The following is a 16,082-nucleotide window of genomic DNA, read 5'->3' as shown; positions in this document are numbered from 1 at the left end:
CGCTTGCAGGGCCGCGTCAGCGACCGGTCGTGGGCGCCGTGAAGCGGGCGATGCCGCGCGCCACCAGGTTGAGGATCATCACGAAGGCGATGAGAGTGAGGGCCGCCGCCCAGGCACGGTCGTAGGCGGCTCCGGCGCCGGCGCTGTTGGCGTACTGCTGGTAGATGAACAGCGGCAGCGAGGCCTGCGGATCGCTGAAGGGGTTGGCGTTGATGAAGTTCGTCCCCCACACCAGCAGCAGCACCGGGGCGGTCTCGCCGGTGACGCGGGCGATGGAGAGCATCACACCGGTGACGATGCCGCCCAGACTGGTCGGCAGGACCACCTTCAGGATCGTCCGCCACTTCGGCACGCCGAGGGCGAGGGAGGCCTCGCGCAGCTCGCGCGGCACCAGCTTGAGCATCTCCTCGGTGGAGCGGACCACCACCGGCATCATCAGGATCGCCAGGGCCAGCGAACCGGCGAAGCCGGAGTAGCCCATCTTAAGGATCAGGATCCAGAAGCTGAGCACGAACAGCCCGGCGACGATCGACGGGATGCCCGTCATGACGTCGACGAAGAAGGTGACCGCCCGGGCCAGTCCTCCGCGCCCGTACTCCACCAGGTAGACCGCGGTGAGCACCCCGACCGGCACGGCGATCACGGTGGCCAGGCCCACCTGTTCCAGGGTGCCGAGCAGGGCGTGGTAGACGCCGCCGCCGGGTTCGGTGTCGGCGACCCCGGCCATGGAGTGGGTGAGGAAGTAGCCGTCCAGCACCTTCACGCCGCGCCGGAGGGTGGCCCAGATCAGGGAGGCCAGCGGGATCACGGCGACGAGGAAGCAGACCCAGACCAGGCTGGTGGCCACCCGGTCCCTGGCCTGCCGGCGGCCCTCGACGCGGGCGGCGACGGCGTAGGTGCCGCCCACGGCGAGCAGCGCGGCGATCAGCCCCCACTGCACCGTGCTGTGCAGGCCCGCGCCCAGGCCGATGGCCACGGCGACGACGATCGAGGCCGCGACGACGGCGAGCGGGAACCACCTCGGCAGGCGGCCGCCGCGCAGCGCGCCGGCGGGACGGTCGGTGACGGCCGGAGTTGTCATGCGTGGGCCCCCGAGTACTCCGAGCGACGGTTGATGATCAGGCGGGCGGCGCCGTTGACCAGCAGAGTGATCACGAACAGCACGAGACCGGAGGCGATCAGCGCGTCCTGGCCGAACTCGGTGGCCTCGTTGAACTTGCTCGCGATGTTCTGCGCGAAAGTGCCGCCGCCCGGGTCGAGCAGGCTGGCCTGGATGTCGAAGGTCGGGGAGAGCACGGTGGCCACGGCCATCGTCTCGCCGAGCGCACGGCCCAGACCGAGCATCGAGGCGGAGATCACCCCGGAGCGCCCGAAGGGCAGCACCGCCATGCGGACGACCTCCCACCGGGTGGCGCCGAGGGCCAGGGCGGCCTCCTCGTGCATGCGCGGCACCTGCCGGAACACCTCACGGCTGACGTTGGTGATGATCGGCAGGATCATGATCGCCAGCAGGATGCCGACGGTGAGCAGCGAGCGCGGGGCACCGCCCTGCCAGGACAGCACGCCGGTCCAGCCGAGGACGGTGTCCAGCCATCCGTACAGGCCGTTCAGGTGCGGCACGAGCACCAGGGCGCCCCACAGGCCGTAGACGATCGACGGCACGGCGGCCAGCAGGTCGATCACATAGGCGATGGGGCCGGCCAGCCGGCGCGGCGCGTAGTGGGTGAGGAACAGGGCGATGCCCACGGCGACGGGCACCGCCAGGGCCATGGCGACGACCGACGAGACGAGCGTGCCGAACGCGAGCACGGCGATGCCGAACTTCGCCGGCAGCACGCCGGTGTTCCATTCGAAGGTGGTCAGGAAGTTGCCGTCGTCCTTGCTGATGGCGAGGACGGCGCGGTAGGTGAGGAAGACCGCGATCGCGGCCATGATCACCAGAAGCAGGATGCCGGCCCCGCGGGACAGACCGAGGAAGACGCGGTCGCCGGGGCGCATCACGCCCCGGGCATCGGGCCGGGCGGCGGCCCGGTCCGGCGCCGTCAGGGTCGAAGCGGGGTCGGTGTGCTGTGTGGATGTCTGCATCGGCTTCTCCGGTCTGCGGAGCCGTACCCTTCAGGCCGGCTCCTGGCGGCGGTGCACCGGACGGTGCGGCCGGGTCCCGTGTGTGCGGTGGGGCGCCGGCCGCGTGCTCAGCTCAGGCCCTCGACCGTGGTGCGGACCTTGGCGGCGATCTCCTCGGGGATCGGCGCGTAGGCGGCGTCGGCCAGCTGCTTCTGGCCGTCCTCGGAGGCGATGTAGGACAGGAAGGACTTCACCGCCGGCAGGGTGGCCGGCTTGTTGCCCTTGTCGCAGACGATCTCGTAGGTGACCAGGGTCAGCGGATAGGCGCCGTCCTCCTCGGGCGCGTAGTTCAGCTTCAGCGCCAGGTCCTTGCCGGTGCCGGTGACCTGCGCGGAGGCGATGGCCTTGGTGGCGTTCTCCACGGTGGCCTTGGCCGGGGTGGCGGCCGCGGTCTTCAGGTCGACGGTCTTGATGCCGTCGGAGGCGTAGGACAGCTCGAAGTAGGAGATCGCGCCGGCGGTCTGCTTGACCTGCTGCGCCAGGCCGGAGGAACCCTGCGCGGACTGGCCGCCCTTGGCCTGCCAGGCCTTGCCGCCCGAGTACGGCCAGTCGGCCTTGGCGGTGGCGATCAGGTACTTGGTGAAGTTGTCGGTGGTGCCGGACTCGTCGGAGCGGTGGAAGGCCTGGATCTTCAGATCGGGCAGCTTCGCGTCCGGGTTGAGCTTCTTGATCGCCTCGTCGTTCCAGTTGGTGATCCGGCCGTTGAAGATCTTGGCGATGGTCGACGGGTCGAGGACCAGGCTGTCCACGCCCGGCACGTTGTAGCCGATGGCGATCGGGCCGCCGACCATGGGCAGGTCGATGGCGTGGCCGCCGGAGCAGACCTTCGCGGACTGCTCGATCTCCTCGGGCTTCAGCGGCGAGTCCGACCCGGCGAAGGCGGTCTGCCCCTGCAGGAACGCGGTGATGCCCGCGCCCGAGCCGGTCGGGTTGTAGTTGATCTGCACGTCCTTGCAGGCCTGGCCGTACGTCTTGACCCAGGCGTCGATGGCGTTCTTCTGCGCCGACGAACCGGAGGCCTGCACCTGGCCCTTGGCGCCGCCGCAGTCGATCGTGCTCGTGGCGGCCGCGGAGGACGAGCCGGCCGAGGCGCCGGTGCCGCCGTTGTCGTCGGAGCCGCACGCCGTGAGGGTCAGGGCGCCGCAGGCGGCGAGAGCGCCGAGGGCGAGGGCTCGCCGGTTCATGCGCTGAAGCTTCACGAAAGAGTTCCTTCCAGGAGCCGCCGTCCTGTTCGGCGGCGTGCGAGGACTGGGGATGCCGATGCACCGACATGCACGCATCAGCACCGGGTACGGCCGAAAGTAGGCAGAACAGGTGAAGCCGCCGATGGCCGGAAGTGAACGAGGGGTGAACCCCTCCCGTCGCCGCGGTGAGGCCGCGCACGGCGCATCCACCGGGCGCACGACGGTCACAATGCGCCCCGGCGCGTACCGCAGGCGCAACCGCCGGGCCCGGGCGCTCGTCTCGCTCCACGACGGCACGAGAGGGGCGAGGGCATGGAACGGCGGGCGTTCATCAGGCAGGGCACCGCGGTGGCGGCGGCGGTCGCCACGGCCGCGTGCAGCGGCGGGACGGCCGGCGCGGCCGGTCACCGGACCGGCACCCCGGCCACGGGCACCACCCCGCCGACGACCGGCCGCACCAGGCCGCCGGGCGCACAAACCGGTGCCGCCGCCTCCTGGTCCGCGCTCGCCCGCGACCTGGACGGCACCCTGCTGCGTCCCGGCGACTCGGGCTGGAGCACCGCCCGGCAGCTGTACAACACCCGTTTCGACACCCTCACGCCCGCCGCGGTCGCCTATGCCGCCCACGCCGAGGACGTCCGCACGCTCCTCGCCTACGCCCGCGCCCACCGCCTGCGCGTCGCCCTGCGCAACGGCGGCCACTCCTACGCCGGCTACTCCTCCGGCGACGGCCGCCTCATCGTGGACGTGTCACGGATGGACCAGGTCAGGACCTTCGGCAGCACGGCGGTCGTGGGCGCCGGCGCCAAGCTCATCGACGTCTACCGCGCGCTCGCCGCGAAGGGCGTGACGATACCCGCCGGTTCCTGCCCGACCGTCGGCGTCTCCGGCCTGGTCCTCGGCGGCGGCCACGGAGTGGTCTCCCGCGCCTACGGCCTGACCTGCGACAGCCTCACCCAGGCAACGATCGTCACCGCCGACGGCCGGCAGCTGACGGCGAACGCCACCGAGCACCCCGACCTGTTCTGGGCGCTGCGCGGCGCCGGCAACGGCAACTTCGGCGTCGTCACCGAGCTGCGCTTCCGCACCCACCCCGCGCCCCAGGCCGTCTCGGCCTACATGACCTGGCCGTGGACCAGGGCGGCGGCGGTGGTGACGGCCTGGCAGGAGTGGGGTCCCGACCAGCCGGACGAGATCTGGTCCGCCCTGCACCTGTCCGCCACCCCGGGCGGCACCCCCGTCGTCTCCGTGGCCGCCTTCTCCCTGGGCACCTACGGCGAGCTGCAGAACGCGGTGGACCGCCTGGCCGCCCGCATCGGCGCCTCCGCGTCAGGCGTGACGCTCAAGCGGCACTCCTACGAGGAGGCCATGGAGGCGTACGCGGGCTGCTCGTCCTTCCCCACCGAACCCCAGTGCCACCTGCCCGGCTCCACCCCGGGCCGCTCCCGGGAGGGCCGGCTCGGCCGCGAGACCTACGCGGCCCGCTCCGACTTCTTCGACCGCTCCCTGACCGTGGCCGGCGTCCAGACCCTGCTGGCCCAGCTGCGCTCGGTCCGCGGCGGCGCGGGCAGCATCGCGCTCACCGCGCTCGGCGGCGCCGTCAACCGGGTCGCGCCCACCGCGACGGCCTTCGTCCACCGCACCTCGCGCATGCTCGCCCAGTACATCGCGTCCTGGGAGCCCGGCACGTCCGGCAGCACCGCCCGGTCCTGGCTGGCGTCGGCCCATACCGCCATGCGCCCGTACGCCTCCGGTGCGGCCTACCAGAACTACACCGACCCCACCCTGACCGACTGGCGCACGGCCTACTACGGTGCCGCCGCACCGCGCCTGGCCACGGTGAAGCAGACGTACGACCCGGACCGCTTCTTCGACTACCCGCAGGGTGTGTGAGGGTGTGTGACAGGGCCTCCGCTTCCGCCGTGTCCGCTGTCCCCTGTCCCCTGTCCCCTGTCCCCTGTTCCTGTCCCCTGTCCGCAGTCCCCTGTCCGCTGTCCGCACAGAGCGTGACGGGACCCTTCTTCAGCCACCCGCGGGGACCGTGACGGTCCCCGCGCACCGCAGCGGCCCCGCTCCCCGGTGACCGTGCGGCCGCTGCGTCAGGCGGCCAGGTCGCGCTCCTCGGCTGCGGCGGGCTCCTGCTCCCGCGCCTCGGACAGCACCGGGCCGTCTCCGGCCTCCGCTCGCCGTGCCCGCACCAGCCGGCCGCCCCACCGGGAGCGCCCCACGGCGGTCAGCAGCGGCGTCAGCACGGCCATGGCCATCGGGGCGAGCAGCAGCGCCACCGCCGTGCCCAGCGCGAACCCGCCGACCACGTCCGTCGGGTAGTGCACGCCCATGTAGACCCGGCAGAAGCCCTCCAGCAGCGCGACGGCGATGCCGGCCAGCCCGAACCGGCGGTTGGCCAGGAACAGCGCCACGCCCAGCGCCATGGTGAGGGTCGCGTGGTCGCTGACGAAGGAGTAGTCGTCCTTGCCCGTGACCAGGACGTCCAGCCCCTGGTGGTCCTTGAAGGGACGGGGCCGGGCCACGAAGTCGCGGATCGGCACGTTGACCAGGACCGCGATGCCCGCCGCCAGCGGCGCCCACACCAGCGCGGCCACGGACGCGGCGGCGTCCTCGCCGCCCCGCCGGCGCACCGACCACCAGCACCACAGCACCAGCAGCACCGACGCCAGCAGCAGCCCGTACTCACCGACGTACTCCATGACCCGGTCGAACCAGCGCGGTGCGTCCTCGGCCAGGCCGTTGATGTCATAGAGCAGGTCGACGTCGGGGTTCGACCCGGATTCGGCGAGTCCAGCCATCGTGCTGCGGCCCCTTCGTCGTACGGTTTCGGGCGCACTGTGTGTGCACCGCCCCTGACACCCCCCGTGGTCGTAGATCCGCTTCCGCTGCACACGCGTGCGACACGCACCGAGTCCGACGTCCGCTTGACTACGCCAACAGCAACGCACGGCGCGGCCGGGCGCGTTCCACGCTCCACCGAATGATCACGCAGACGTTATCGAAGAGATACGCGTCGTCGCAGCTCAGGGGGGAGTTTCACGCTCCGCTCACACCGTGGTGGGAAGCGCTTTTGCGCCATCCTCGGTGACCCGGGTGGCCCCGAAGTAGTCCGGCGTGTCGATCGGGTCGAACCGGATCACCGCCCCCGGCTTCGGCGCGTCGATCATGTACCCGCCGCCCACATAGATGCCCACGTGCCGGATGGCCCGCGGGTTCGTCAGGTCGTCGGAGAAGAACACCAGGTCTCCCGGCAGCAGCTCCTCCCGCCGGGGATGCGGACCGGCGTTGTACTGGTCGTTCGCCACTCGCGGCAGCGTGATGCCCACGCTCTCGTACGCCGCCTTGGTCAGCCCCGAGCAGTCGAACCGCCCGCCCTCCTCGGCGGTGCCGTTGCCGCCCCACAGATACGGCGTGCCCAGCTTGCTCTGCGCGAAGGCGATCGCACCGGCGGCCTGCCTGGACGGATCGACACGGGTGACGGGGGCGGCGAAGCTCTTCTCCAGCGTCTTGATCGTCTTCACGTAGTTGCGGGTCTCCGCGTACGGCGGCACCCCCTGGTGCTGTATTACGGCGTCCGGCCCCGCGTTGTAGGCCGCGAGCATGTTCCGCGTCCGGTCGCCGGGCACGCTCCTGACGTACCGGGCCAGCTCGCAGTCGTAGGAGGCGGCCGACGGGATCGCGTCGGCCGGATCCCACACGTCCCGCTTGCCGTCACCGTTGCCGTCCACCCCGTGCGTCGCCCAGGTGCCCGGGATGAACTGCGCGATCCCCTGCGCCGCCGCCGGGGACTGGGCACGGGGGTTGAAGCCGCTCTCCTGGTACAGCTGGGCCGCCAGCAGGGCCGGGTTCAGCGCCGGGCAGAGATTGCCCCACTTCTCGACCAGCCCCTTGTAGGCGGCGGGCACCGCTCCCTTGGCCAGTCCCACGGAGCCCCCGCCCGCGACGGTGCCGCCGACCAGGTACACCCCGACGACGAGCAGCAGTACGAAGGTCAGCACGCAGCCCACGGCAGCGCCCGCCAGGACCCACGCCTTTCGCACCGTCAACCACCCTTCGCAGCACGGCACTTCCGCTCACGTCAGTGTAGGTGCGCCGCTCACGGACGCCAGAGGACGACAAGACGCACGGCCCGCCACTGACCGCACGGCTCCCCGCCCCGGCCGCACGGCTCCCCCGGCCGCACGGCTCCCCCGCCGCTCGCCGCCCCGGCCGCACGGCTCCCCCACCCGCTCGCCGCCCCCACCCGCTCGCCGTCCCCGCCGGCCCGCCGCGGAACTCGCCCCTCGCGGCACGGCGCCGGACAGCCCGGTGCGTGAGACCATCGAGGCGCGGCTCACCTGACCGGCCGACACCAGCCGCGCTCTGACAGAAAAAGCGTTAACGACCAACCCACGTCGCAGGTTTCGCACCGGCTTCGTTGCCCGGCGTGACCAGTCGTGATACACACAGTGACCATGCGTACAAAATCCGCCACTCGATGGCGCCAAGTCGACATAACCAGGCCGCATTGTCGGAGACAATGAGATCTGACCCTGCAACGACCGCAGGGGACGCGGAACTACCCACCAGGGGCGGTGACTTACATGCTCTTTGCGGCCGACAAGGGAGACATCAACACCATCATCGGCGGTATCGCTCCGGACTGGGGCCCCTTCGGCAGCCTGGGCAACGAGGCCAAGGTGATGGTCGAGGTGGTGATGGCCGTCGCCATCCTGCTCTGCCTGGCCATCGCCGTCTGGGGCGCCGCGAAGCAGCGGATCGGCGCGACCGCGCTGCGCGACACCTTCAGCGCCGAACAGGGCAAGGGTCTCATCATCGCCGGCCTGACCGGAGTGTTCATCATCGGCTCGCTCGGCACCCTGTTCACCATCGTCTACGGCATGGCGGTGTAGCACACCTCCGCCCCCTGCCCGGCGCAGACCCGCGCATGCCGCGCACGATGCCCCGCCCGCGCCGTCGTCCGGCCCCTCCGGGCGCGTCCGGTGCCTCCGCTGCCCCCACCTGTCCACCGTGCCCACCGGCCGAGGTTGCGTTTCCCTGATGTCGAGTCACCACACCGCACCCGCGCGGAAACCAGCACGGCTACCGTCGTACATCCAGGCGATCCGCCACGGAGACGAGGTCGAGGGGGCACACCGGGCATGAGTCTCGGAGACGAGCACGGACATGGTGACCTGGCGCGCGCCGACGACGCGTACGGCGGCCAGACCCGCACCCGGCTGCCCGACGGAGCGGGCGACATCTACGGCGGTGCCCGGCGCACCGGCCGGTCCTCCACGCGTGGCCTGATCACGGTGGTCGCCGTGGTCGTCCTTCTCATCGCCGCGATCGCCCTCGCCAACCGCAGCGGAGGAGGCGGCTCCGGCGCCACCGACAGCCGGGCCGGCGACCACGCCCCGAAGGCGGCGGCGACCGCACCGACCGGCCGACAGCCCGTCACCACCAAGAAGGACGGCATCCCCGCCGGCTTCGCCCACGACGAACAGGGGGCGCAGAGCGCTGCGGCGAACTATGCGGTGGCGCTCGGCTCGACGGACATGTTCAAGAAGGACACCCGGCACCTGATCGTCGACCGTCTCTACACGCCCGAGGCCGCGGCGAAGCTGCAGGGCCCGATGGACGAGGCGTACTCCGCCGACTTCCTCGCCAGAATGGGCCTGGACGCGGACGGAGACGCACCCGCCGGCAGCACCTTCGTCTCCCGCGTGATCCCGGTGGGCACCACCGTGCAGCAGTACACCGGCACCGACGCCAAGGTCGCGGTCTGGTACGTCGGGCTGATCGGCATGTCCGCCAAGAACTCCACCGACCCGGTCACCTCGTCCTGGAAGACCTGGACCTTCGACCTGAGCTGGTCGCAGGGCGACTGGAAGATCGTGTCCGACACCCAGCAGAACGGCCCTGCCCCTGTCCCCGGTGACGACAAGGCCGCCACCTCCGACGAGATCCGCAAGGCCACCGAAGAGTACGGAGGGTTCACGTATGCCCGGTAGCACGCCCCGCGCGCTCAAGCTCACCGGAGTCGTGGCAGCCGTACAGACCTCGGTCGTGCTGCTGGCGACCCGTGCCGTCGCCGCGCCCACCCCCAGCCCCACGCCGACGCCGACGCCGACGCCGACGGATCAGAAGAACAACTGCGACCTCATCTTCGGCGAGGCCAAGAAGTACTGCGAACGCGGCAACGCCTCAAGCAACGGCGACGCGCCCGCCACGCCCGACCCCACCTCCTCCCTCGACCCCCTCTCCTCCCTCGCCAAGGGCTGCGCCGACGCCGCCTCCTGGACCGTCAAGCAGCTCAGCAAGGCCACGCAGGAGACCGCCACCGTCGACTTCACCAACGGGCAGTTCGTGAAGCAGTACGCCATCGTCTTCGGGGCGTCGGTGTTCCTCACCCTGCTGCTGTGGCTGATCGCGGTCGCCAAGCGGGCCGTGCGCGGCGTGCCCCTGACCACCGCGATCACCGAGGCGGTCGGCTTCCTCTGGCTGACCGTGCTCGCCTCCGCCTTCACCCCGCTGATCCTCTACACCGTCGTCTCCGCGACGGACAGCATCAGCGACGTCCTCGCCAAGACCACCGGCGACCAGACCGGCACCTTCTTCGGCGCCTTCGCCGACGCCCTGGACAAGGGCACGGACATCGGCGGCGGCCCGATCATGCTGATCCTGGTGTCCCTGGTCTCCACCCTCGCCGCGGGCGTGCTGTACCTGGAGCTGTTCCTGCGGGCCGTCCTGCTGTACGTGGGCGCCCTGCTCGGCGTCGTCGTCTACTCCGGCCTCGTCGACAAGAACCTCTGGGGCCACGTCCGCCGCTGGGCCGGCGTCATGATCGCCGTGATCCTGGTCAAGCCCGTGATCGTCATCGTGCTCGGCCTGGCCAGCGCGCTGACCACGGACGAGGGCCCCGACGCGCTCGGCGCGGTCGTCTCCGGTCTCGCCATCATCCTGCTCGCGATCTTCGCCTCGGCGATGATCTACCGCTTCGTGCCCGGCTTCGGCGACGAGATCGCCGCCGGCCGCAACAACCGCATCATGCGCGCCGCGGAGAACAAGGCCGCCGCCGTCATGAGCTCCCCGGCCACCCTCGTCGCCCAGGGCATCAGGACCCACAGCACCCGGGCCGACAGCAACGGCCCCGGCGGCGGCAGCCAGCCGGCCAGCGCCCGCCCGGCCAACCCGGCCTCCGGCGGCATGGCCGCGCACTCGGCACGCGTCCCCGACGGCGGCGGGTCCGTCCCAGCCCCCGCCCCGGCTCCCGCTCCCCGCGCGGCCAGCCCGGTGAACACCCCGCACGCCAGCAACACCCGCACCAGCAGCAACCGCACGGGAGGTGAAGGGCGTTGACGACCGAGTCCCACGTGTCCCCCGTGGTCACGCCCCGCCGTACATATCTGATCGGCCGCGCCCGGCCGAACGCGATCATCGGCCGCAACCGCGAGACCGGCGAGATCATGCTGATCATCGTCGGCGCTTTCCTCGGCATGCTCAGCGGCCTCGTCGTCCCCGTGCTGCCCCTGCGCATCGTGCTGCTCGCCGGTTTCCCGCTGCTCGCGCTCGCCGCCGTCTACGTGCCCTACCGGCGCCGCACCTTCTACAAGTGGTTCGAGATCAACCGCAGTTACAAGCGCACCATCAAACGCGGCGCCGTCTACCGCTCGGGCGCGATGGAGGCCGGCACCCGGCTCGACGGACGGGAGGTCGAGATCGGGCCGCCGCCCGGCATCGGCCGCATCACCTGGCTGTCCGCACCCTTCGGCCCCGACGAGATCGCCGTGCTGCTGCACGCCGACCGCAAGACCGTCACCGCCGCCATCGAGATCGAGGGCCCCGGCGTCGGCCTGCGCGACTCCGAGGACCAGGAGGCCCTCGTCGACCGGTTCGGCACCCTGCTCAAACACGTCGCCAACGGCGACGGCTTCGTCACCCGGCTGCAGATGCTCGCCCGCACCCTGCCCGCCGACCCCGACGCCCACGCCAAGGACGTCGCCCTGCGCGGCGACGACCGGGCACCGGCCTGGCTGCGGCACTCCTACGACCAGCTGCAGTCCATGGTGTCCACCAGCAGCGAGCAGCACCGCGCCTACCTGGTCGCCTGCATGCACTACGACCGCGAACTCGCGGCCGAGGCCAACGCCATGGCCCGCGCGACCCGCGCCCAGACCGGCCGCAGACTCGACCGGGACGCCGGCCTCGCCGTCGTCATGGCCCGCGAGCTGACCGACATCTGCTCCCGCCTGCAGGAGGCCGACATCCGGGTCCGCCAGCCCCTCGGCCAGAGCCGGCTCGCCTCGCTCATCCACTCCATGTACGACCCGGACCACCCCATCGACCACATCCAGGCGATGACCCAGCGCAACGCCTGGCCGGCCGAACTCGACGCCCGCCAGCCGACCTACCTCCAGGCCAAGACCCGCGAGTCGGCCACCCGTGAGCCCTGGTGCCACGCCACCGCCTGGATCAAGGAGTGGCCGATGACCCCGGTCGGCGTGAACTTCCTCGCGCCGCTGCTCGTCCACACCCCGGACGTCATCCGGACGGTCGCCGTCACCATGGACCTCGAACCCACCGAGGTCGCCATCGAGCGCATGCTGACCGAGAAGACCAACGACGTCGCCGAGGCCAGCCGCGCCGCCAAGATGAACCGCACCGTCGACCCGCGCGACATCCAGGCCCACCAGCGCCTCGACCAGCGCGGCGAGGACCTCGCCAGCGGCGCCGCCGGCGTCAACCTCGTCGGCTACATCACCGTCTCCGCCCGCTCTCCCGAGGCCCTGGCCCGCGACAAGCGGACCATCCGCGCCTCGGCCGGAAAGTCCTACCTGAAGCTGGAGTGGTGCGACCGCGAGCACCACCGTGCCTTCGTGAACACGCTCCCGTTCGCCACCGGAATCCGACGGTAGGGACTGATGCTCTGATGCGGGACCCGCTGACCGCGATCACGGACGCCTTCACGTCCTTCCTGTTCGGGAAGGTCGAGACGACCCGGCTGCCGGTGCGCACCTCCACCGGCCAGGCCCAGGCCGTCTACCTGCCCACGGCCGCGCCCGGCCTCGGCGACTCCGGCGTCATCATCGGCCGGGAGGTCTACTCCGGAAAGGGCTACATCTACGACCCGTTCCAGCTCTACGGCCAGCAGCTGCCCGCCCCGCACTGGCTGGTCCTCGGCGAGTCCGGCAACGGCAAGTCCGCCTTGGAGAAGACGTACGTCCTGCGCCAGCTGCGCTTCCGCGACCGGCAGGTCGTCGTCCTGGACGCCCAGGGCGAGGACGGCGTCGGCGAATGGAACCTGATCGCCGAGGAGCTCGGCATAACGCCGATCCGGCTGGACCCGACGGCCGCCCTGGACCACGGCATCCGGCTCAACCCGCTGGACCCGGCGATCACCACGACCGGGCAGCTCGCCCTGTTGCGGACCATCATCGAGGTCGCGATGGGCCACGGCCTGGACGAGCGCTCCGGCTTCGCGCTGAAGGTCGCCCACGCCTACGTCAACGAGACGATCGTGGAGCGCCAGCCCGTCCTGTCCGACATCGTCGAGCAGCTGCGCCACCCGGAGCCGGAGTCCGCCGAGGCGATGAACGTCGCCATAGAGGACGTCCGCGCCTGGGGCCTGGACGTCGCCCTGGTCCTGGACCGCCTGGTCGACGGCGACCTGCGCGGCATGTTCGACGGCCCGACCACGGTCGGCATCGACCTGGACGCCCCGCTGATCGTCTTCGACCTCAGCCACATCGACCGCAACTCCATCGCCATGCCCATCCTCATGGCGATCGTCGGTGTGTGGCTGGAGCACACCTGGATCCGCCCCGACCGCAAGAAGCGCATCTTCCTGGTCGAGGAGGCCTGGCACATCATCAACAGCCCGTTCGTGGCACAGCTGTTCCAGCGGCTGCTGAAGTTCGGGCGCCGACTGGGCCTGTCCTTCGTGGCCGTCGTCCACCACCTGTCCGACGTGGTCGACGGCGCGGCGGCCAAGGAGGCGGCGGCGATCCTGAAGATGGCGTCGACCAGGACGATCTACGCCCAGAAGGCCGAGGAGGCCCGGGCCACGGGCCGGGTGCTGGGCCTGCCCCGGTGGGCGGTGGAGATCATTCCCACCCTCACCCCGGGCATCGCCGTCTGGGACGTCAACGGCAACGTCCAGGTCGTCAAGCACCTCGTCACCGAGACCGAGCGGCCGCTGGTCTTCACCGACCGCGCCATGACCGAGTCCGCGTCCTCCCCCGGCTACGCCGACGACGACGCCCTGCGCGCCGCCGAGCGGGAGGCGGAGGAGCGGGCGGCGGCCTTCGTGGAGCAGCACCTCGGTGACTCCGAATCGACGGTGGCATAGAGGCGGACGGCACAGAGGCGGACAAGGAGGGGCGTGCGAGTGGGCGACCGCGGCCAGGTGAGCGGCCAGGGCAACCAGGCACGAGGCCAGGGCGGCATCCCCGACGGGCTGCTGATCGGCATCCTGGCCTTCCTCCTCGGCATCACCCTGCTGGTGTGGACGGCCACCGGCCTGGCTGCCCTGCTCGCCCACGGCGCCTGGCCGGACGGCATCGGCTTCACCCGCACCCCGCTCGCCATGCGCCACCTCATCGGCGACCCGCACGACCTCACCGGTGCCTGGCCCGACACGCCCGCCGGGCAGCTGCCGGGGTACGGGCTGTTCTGGGGCGTGTTCATCGGCCAGCTGATGGTGCTGTTCGTGCTCGCTGTGTTCGTGCTCGGGACGGTCGCCCGCTGGCGCGCCGGCCGGCTGAGACGACGGGCCGAGCGCGCCACGGCCCGGCAACGCACCCCGGCGGCCGGGCCGCCCGCCGCCCCGGCCCCGGCCGCCGCCCCGGGCCCGTCGGCCGCCGAGGCACCCGGGCCGCCCCCGCACCAGGCACACGGACCGCACAAGGCCACGGTCCTGCAGAAGGCGCCACCGCCCGCCCCCCAGCTGCCGGAGCAGCCACCGCAGGAACCGCCGGCAGCCCCCGCCGACGGCGACGTCCCCGCCCCGCGCACCGGCACCGGCCCGGCGACCACGCCCCCGCGGACCACCTCACCGCTCACCGGCACCGGCCCGCTGCCTCCCACGGATCAGCCGGCCGGCACCGGAGCGACGGTCGTCACGGGTCCGCGGGACGCCCGCCTGACGACGGCAGTCCAGGCCGTCCGGGACGCCGCCGGACCGGCCGTCGTCATCACCTCCAACCCGGCGCTGTGGCAGGACACGAAGAACTCCCGCGCGAAGCTGGGCCCGGTCCTCCTCTACGACCCGTCGCACCTGTGCGACACCCCGGCCCGTCTCCACTGGTCTCCGATCCAGGGCTGCGAGGACCAGCGCACCGCGGCCGCCCGGGCCGCCGCCGTCCTCGCCCCGGTCCGCCCCACCGCCCGGATCGACCAGCCGCTGGCGGACACCGCGCAGACCCTGCTGCGCAGCTTCCTGCACGCCGCCGCCATCGACGGCCGCACCATCCGTCACGTCCACCGCTGGGCCCAGGGCACCCAACTGCAGGACGCCGTGCGGGCCTTGCGCACCCACCCCAAGGCGGCCGCGGGTTCGGCCGGCGAACTGGAGGCGGCGCTCACCTCGCATCCGGACCGCCGGGACATGGCCCAGGAGCTGGTCGCCCGGGCGCTGGCCTCCCTGTTCACGGTGAACGTCCGCGAGTCCTGCACCCCGAACCGGGCCGATGCCCTCGCCTTGGATTCCTTCGTCTCCGAAGGGGGAACGCTGTATCTCGTAGGGGAGTCCATCGAGGACCCCCGTACGGATCCTGGCGCGATGCCTCTGCTGACGGGGCTCGCCGCAAGCGTGGTCGAGCGCGGCCGGCACATGGCCGAACGGTCATCCTCCGGTCGGCTCGACCCACCACTCACACTCGTCCTCGACGACGTGGCCGCCGTGGCACCGCTCCCTCAGCTTCCCGAGCTGCTCACCTGGGGTCCGGAGTGCGGCATGCCGACACTGGTCCTGCTCCGCTCCCGCGAACAGGCCCGCGCCCGCTGGCCGCACGACGAACTCCCGGTCTGACAACCGTCGTTCTGAGCCGCCTCACGCCCGTCAGGCGAGTTCCCGGACGTACTCCAGCTCCTTCTCCCCGGGCCGGGCGGGCAGCGGTGTCGTACGACCGCTGAAGGTGAACCCGGCCTTGCGGTAGAAGCGTTCCGCCCGTCCGTTGTCCTCGTGCACGAACAGCCGCACCCGCTCGGCACCGGCCTGCCGCGCCCAGCGCACGGCCTCGTCGAACAGCACCTCGGTCAGTCCGCTGCCCCGGTGTTCGGGACGGACGTAGACGCCGACGACGTGTCCTTGCCGCTGGTGCACCGGTTGTCCCGACCAGTCGGTGGTGCCGGGCTCCTCCATGAGCACGGTCACGCTCCCCACCCACGCGCCGTCCGGGCCTTCCGCGATGAACTGCTGGGCCCCGGTGGCGCCCGCACCGGCGCCGGCCGTCCGCTGCTGCCAGTACGAGTCCGGCCTGGTGACGGCGTCGGCATAGGTCTCGAGAAAGGCGAGGTGGGCCACGGGATCCTTCAGTGCCTCCAGCCGCAGCGCTTTCACCGCGGCCCACTCGTGCGCCCGTACGGCCCGGACCAGGTATGTGCCGTCACTCGCGGAGCTGCTCATGGAGCCACGCTAGTGCAGACCACCATCGGCAGAAAAACGAAAAAGGCCCACACCGTGCGGTGTGGGCCTTCCCCAAAAATAGTCCGGCGGCGTCCTACTCTCCCACAGGGTCCCCCCTGCAGTACCATCGGCGCTGTAAGGCTTAGCTTCCGGGTTCG

Annotated in this window: 13 protein-coding genes and 1 rRNA gene; 7 read left to right on the top strand and 7 right to left on the bottom strand. The window is 71.7% G+C overall.

Annotation, left to right across the window (positions count from 1 at the left end; translation table 11 throughout):
- Window positions 1–16 precede the first annotated feature (16 nt).
- The 3 genes from pstA to pstS form a co-directional block, all read right to left on the bottom strand.
- A complete protein-coding gene (pstA, locus tag IE286_RS09025) occupies window positions 17–1,081 on the bottom strand; it encodes a phosphate ABC transporter permease PstA (protein WP_189796109.1) in 1,065 nt (354 codons plus the stop codon).
- Window positions 1,078–2,085, bottom strand: coding sequence for a phosphate ABC transporter permease subunit PstC (gene pstC / locus IE286_RS09020; RefSeq protein ID WP_189796108.1), 1,008 nt, complete (start codon window positions 2,083–2,085; stop codon window positions 1,078–1,080). The genes pstA and pstC overlap by 4 nt, the downstream gene beginning before the upstream one ends.
- 107 nt (window positions 2,086–2,192) lie before the next feature.
- Window positions 2,193–3,323 carry a phosphate ABC transporter substrate-binding protein PstS gene (gene pstS, locus IE286_RS09015; protein ID WP_229862160.1) on the bottom strand — a complete coding sequence of 377 codons (1,131 nt, stop codon included), beginning with the start codon at window positions 3,321–3,323 and terminating at the stop codon, window positions 2,193–2,195.
- A gap of 297 nt (window positions 3,324–3,620) precedes the next feature.
- Between pstS and IE286_RS09010 the strand changes: the two genes are divergently transcribed.
- Entirely contained in the window at window positions 3,621–5,201 is a 1,581-nt protein-coding gene (locus IE286_RS09010) for an FAD-binding oxidoreductase (RefSeq protein WP_189796107.1), read from the top strand.
- Window positions 5,202–5,407: 206 nt separating this feature from the next.
- On the opposite strand, the gene IE286_RS09005 is transcribed toward IE286_RS09010, so the two are convergent.
- Both IE286_RS09005 and IE286_RS09000 read right to left on the bottom strand, forming a co-directional pair.
- On the bottom strand, window positions 5,408–6,115 hold the full coding sequence (locus IE286_RS09005; protein ID WP_189796106.1) for a phosphatase PAP2 family protein: 708 nt from the start codon (window positions 6,113–6,115) through the stop codon (window positions 5,408–5,410).
- A 249-nt stretch (window positions 6,116–6,364) separates the two neighbouring features.
- The gene (locus IE286_RS09000; RefSeq protein ID WP_189796105.1) at window positions 6,365–7,357 is read right to left on the bottom strand and encodes a C40 family peptidase; all 993 of its coding nucleotides are present in this window, start codon (window positions 7,355–7,357) and stop codon (window positions 6,365–6,367) included.
- A 543-nt stretch (window positions 7,358–7,900) separates the two neighbouring features.
- Here IE286_RS09000 and IE286_RS08995 point away from each other — a divergent pair.
- The 6 genes from IE286_RS08995 (at window position 7,901) to IE286_RS08970 (ending at window position 15,327) form a co-directional block, all read left to right on the top strand.
- Entirely contained in the window at window positions 7,901–8,209 is a 309-nt protein-coding gene (locus tag IE286_RS08995) for a DUF8827 family protein (RefSeq protein ID WP_125500855.1), read from the top strand.
- A 249-nt stretch (window positions 8,210–8,458) separates the two neighbouring features.
- Complete coding sequence (locus IE286_RS08990; RefSeq protein WP_189796104.1) at window positions 8,459–9,310, top strand: DUF8175 domain-containg protein; 852 nt, start codon at window positions 8,459–8,461, stop codon at window positions 9,308–9,310.
- Window positions 9,300–10,658, top strand: a complete 1,359-nt coding sequence (locus IE286_RS08985) for an energy-coupling factor transporter transmembrane component T family protein (RefSeq protein WP_189796103.1) — start codon at window positions 9,300–9,302, stop codon at window positions 10,656–10,658. Before IE286_RS08990 ends, IE286_RS08985 begins: the two co-directional genes overlap by 11 nt.
- On the top strand, window positions 10,655–12,214 hold the full coding sequence (locus IE286_RS08980; RefSeq protein ID WP_189796102.1) for an SCO6880 family protein: 1,560 nt from the start codon (window positions 10,655–10,657) through the stop codon (window positions 12,212–12,214). The genes IE286_RS08985 and IE286_RS08980 overlap by 4 nt, the downstream gene beginning before the upstream one ends.
- Before the next feature lie 14 nt (window positions 12,215–12,228).
- On the top strand, window positions 12,229–13,647 hold the full coding sequence (locus tag IE286_RS08975) for an ATP-binding protein (RefSeq protein WP_189796101.1): 1,419 nt from the start codon (window positions 12,229–12,231) through the stop codon (window positions 13,645–13,647).
- A gap of 33 nt (window positions 13,648–13,680) precedes the next feature.
- A complete protein-coding gene (locus IE286_RS08970; RefSeq protein ID WP_229862157.1) occupies window positions 13,681–15,327 on the top strand; it encodes a type IV secretory system conjugative DNA transfer family protein in 1,647 nt (548 codons plus the stop codon).
- A gap of 30 nt (window positions 15,328–15,357) precedes the next feature.
- Here IE286_RS08970 and IE286_RS08965 read toward each other — a convergent pair whose 3' ends face one another.
- The gene (locus IE286_RS08965) at window positions 15,358–15,924 is read right to left on the bottom strand and encodes a GNAT family N-acetyltransferase (protein WP_189796100.1); all 567 of its coding nucleotides are present in this window, start codon (window positions 15,922–15,924) and stop codon (window positions 15,358–15,360) included.
- Between the two features lie 81 nt (window positions 15,925–16,005).
- A 5S ribosomal RNA gene (gene rrf, locus IE286_RS08960) occupies window positions 16,006–16,082 on the bottom strand; the annotation flags it as partial.

The sequence above is a fragment of the Streptomyces thermodiastaticus genome (assembly GCF_014656135.1).
Lineage (GTDB): Bacteria > Actinomycetota > Actinomycetes > Streptomycetales > Streptomycetaceae > Streptomyces > Streptomyces thermodiastaticus.
This window is presented reverse-complemented; position numbering and strand designations above follow the sequence as displayed.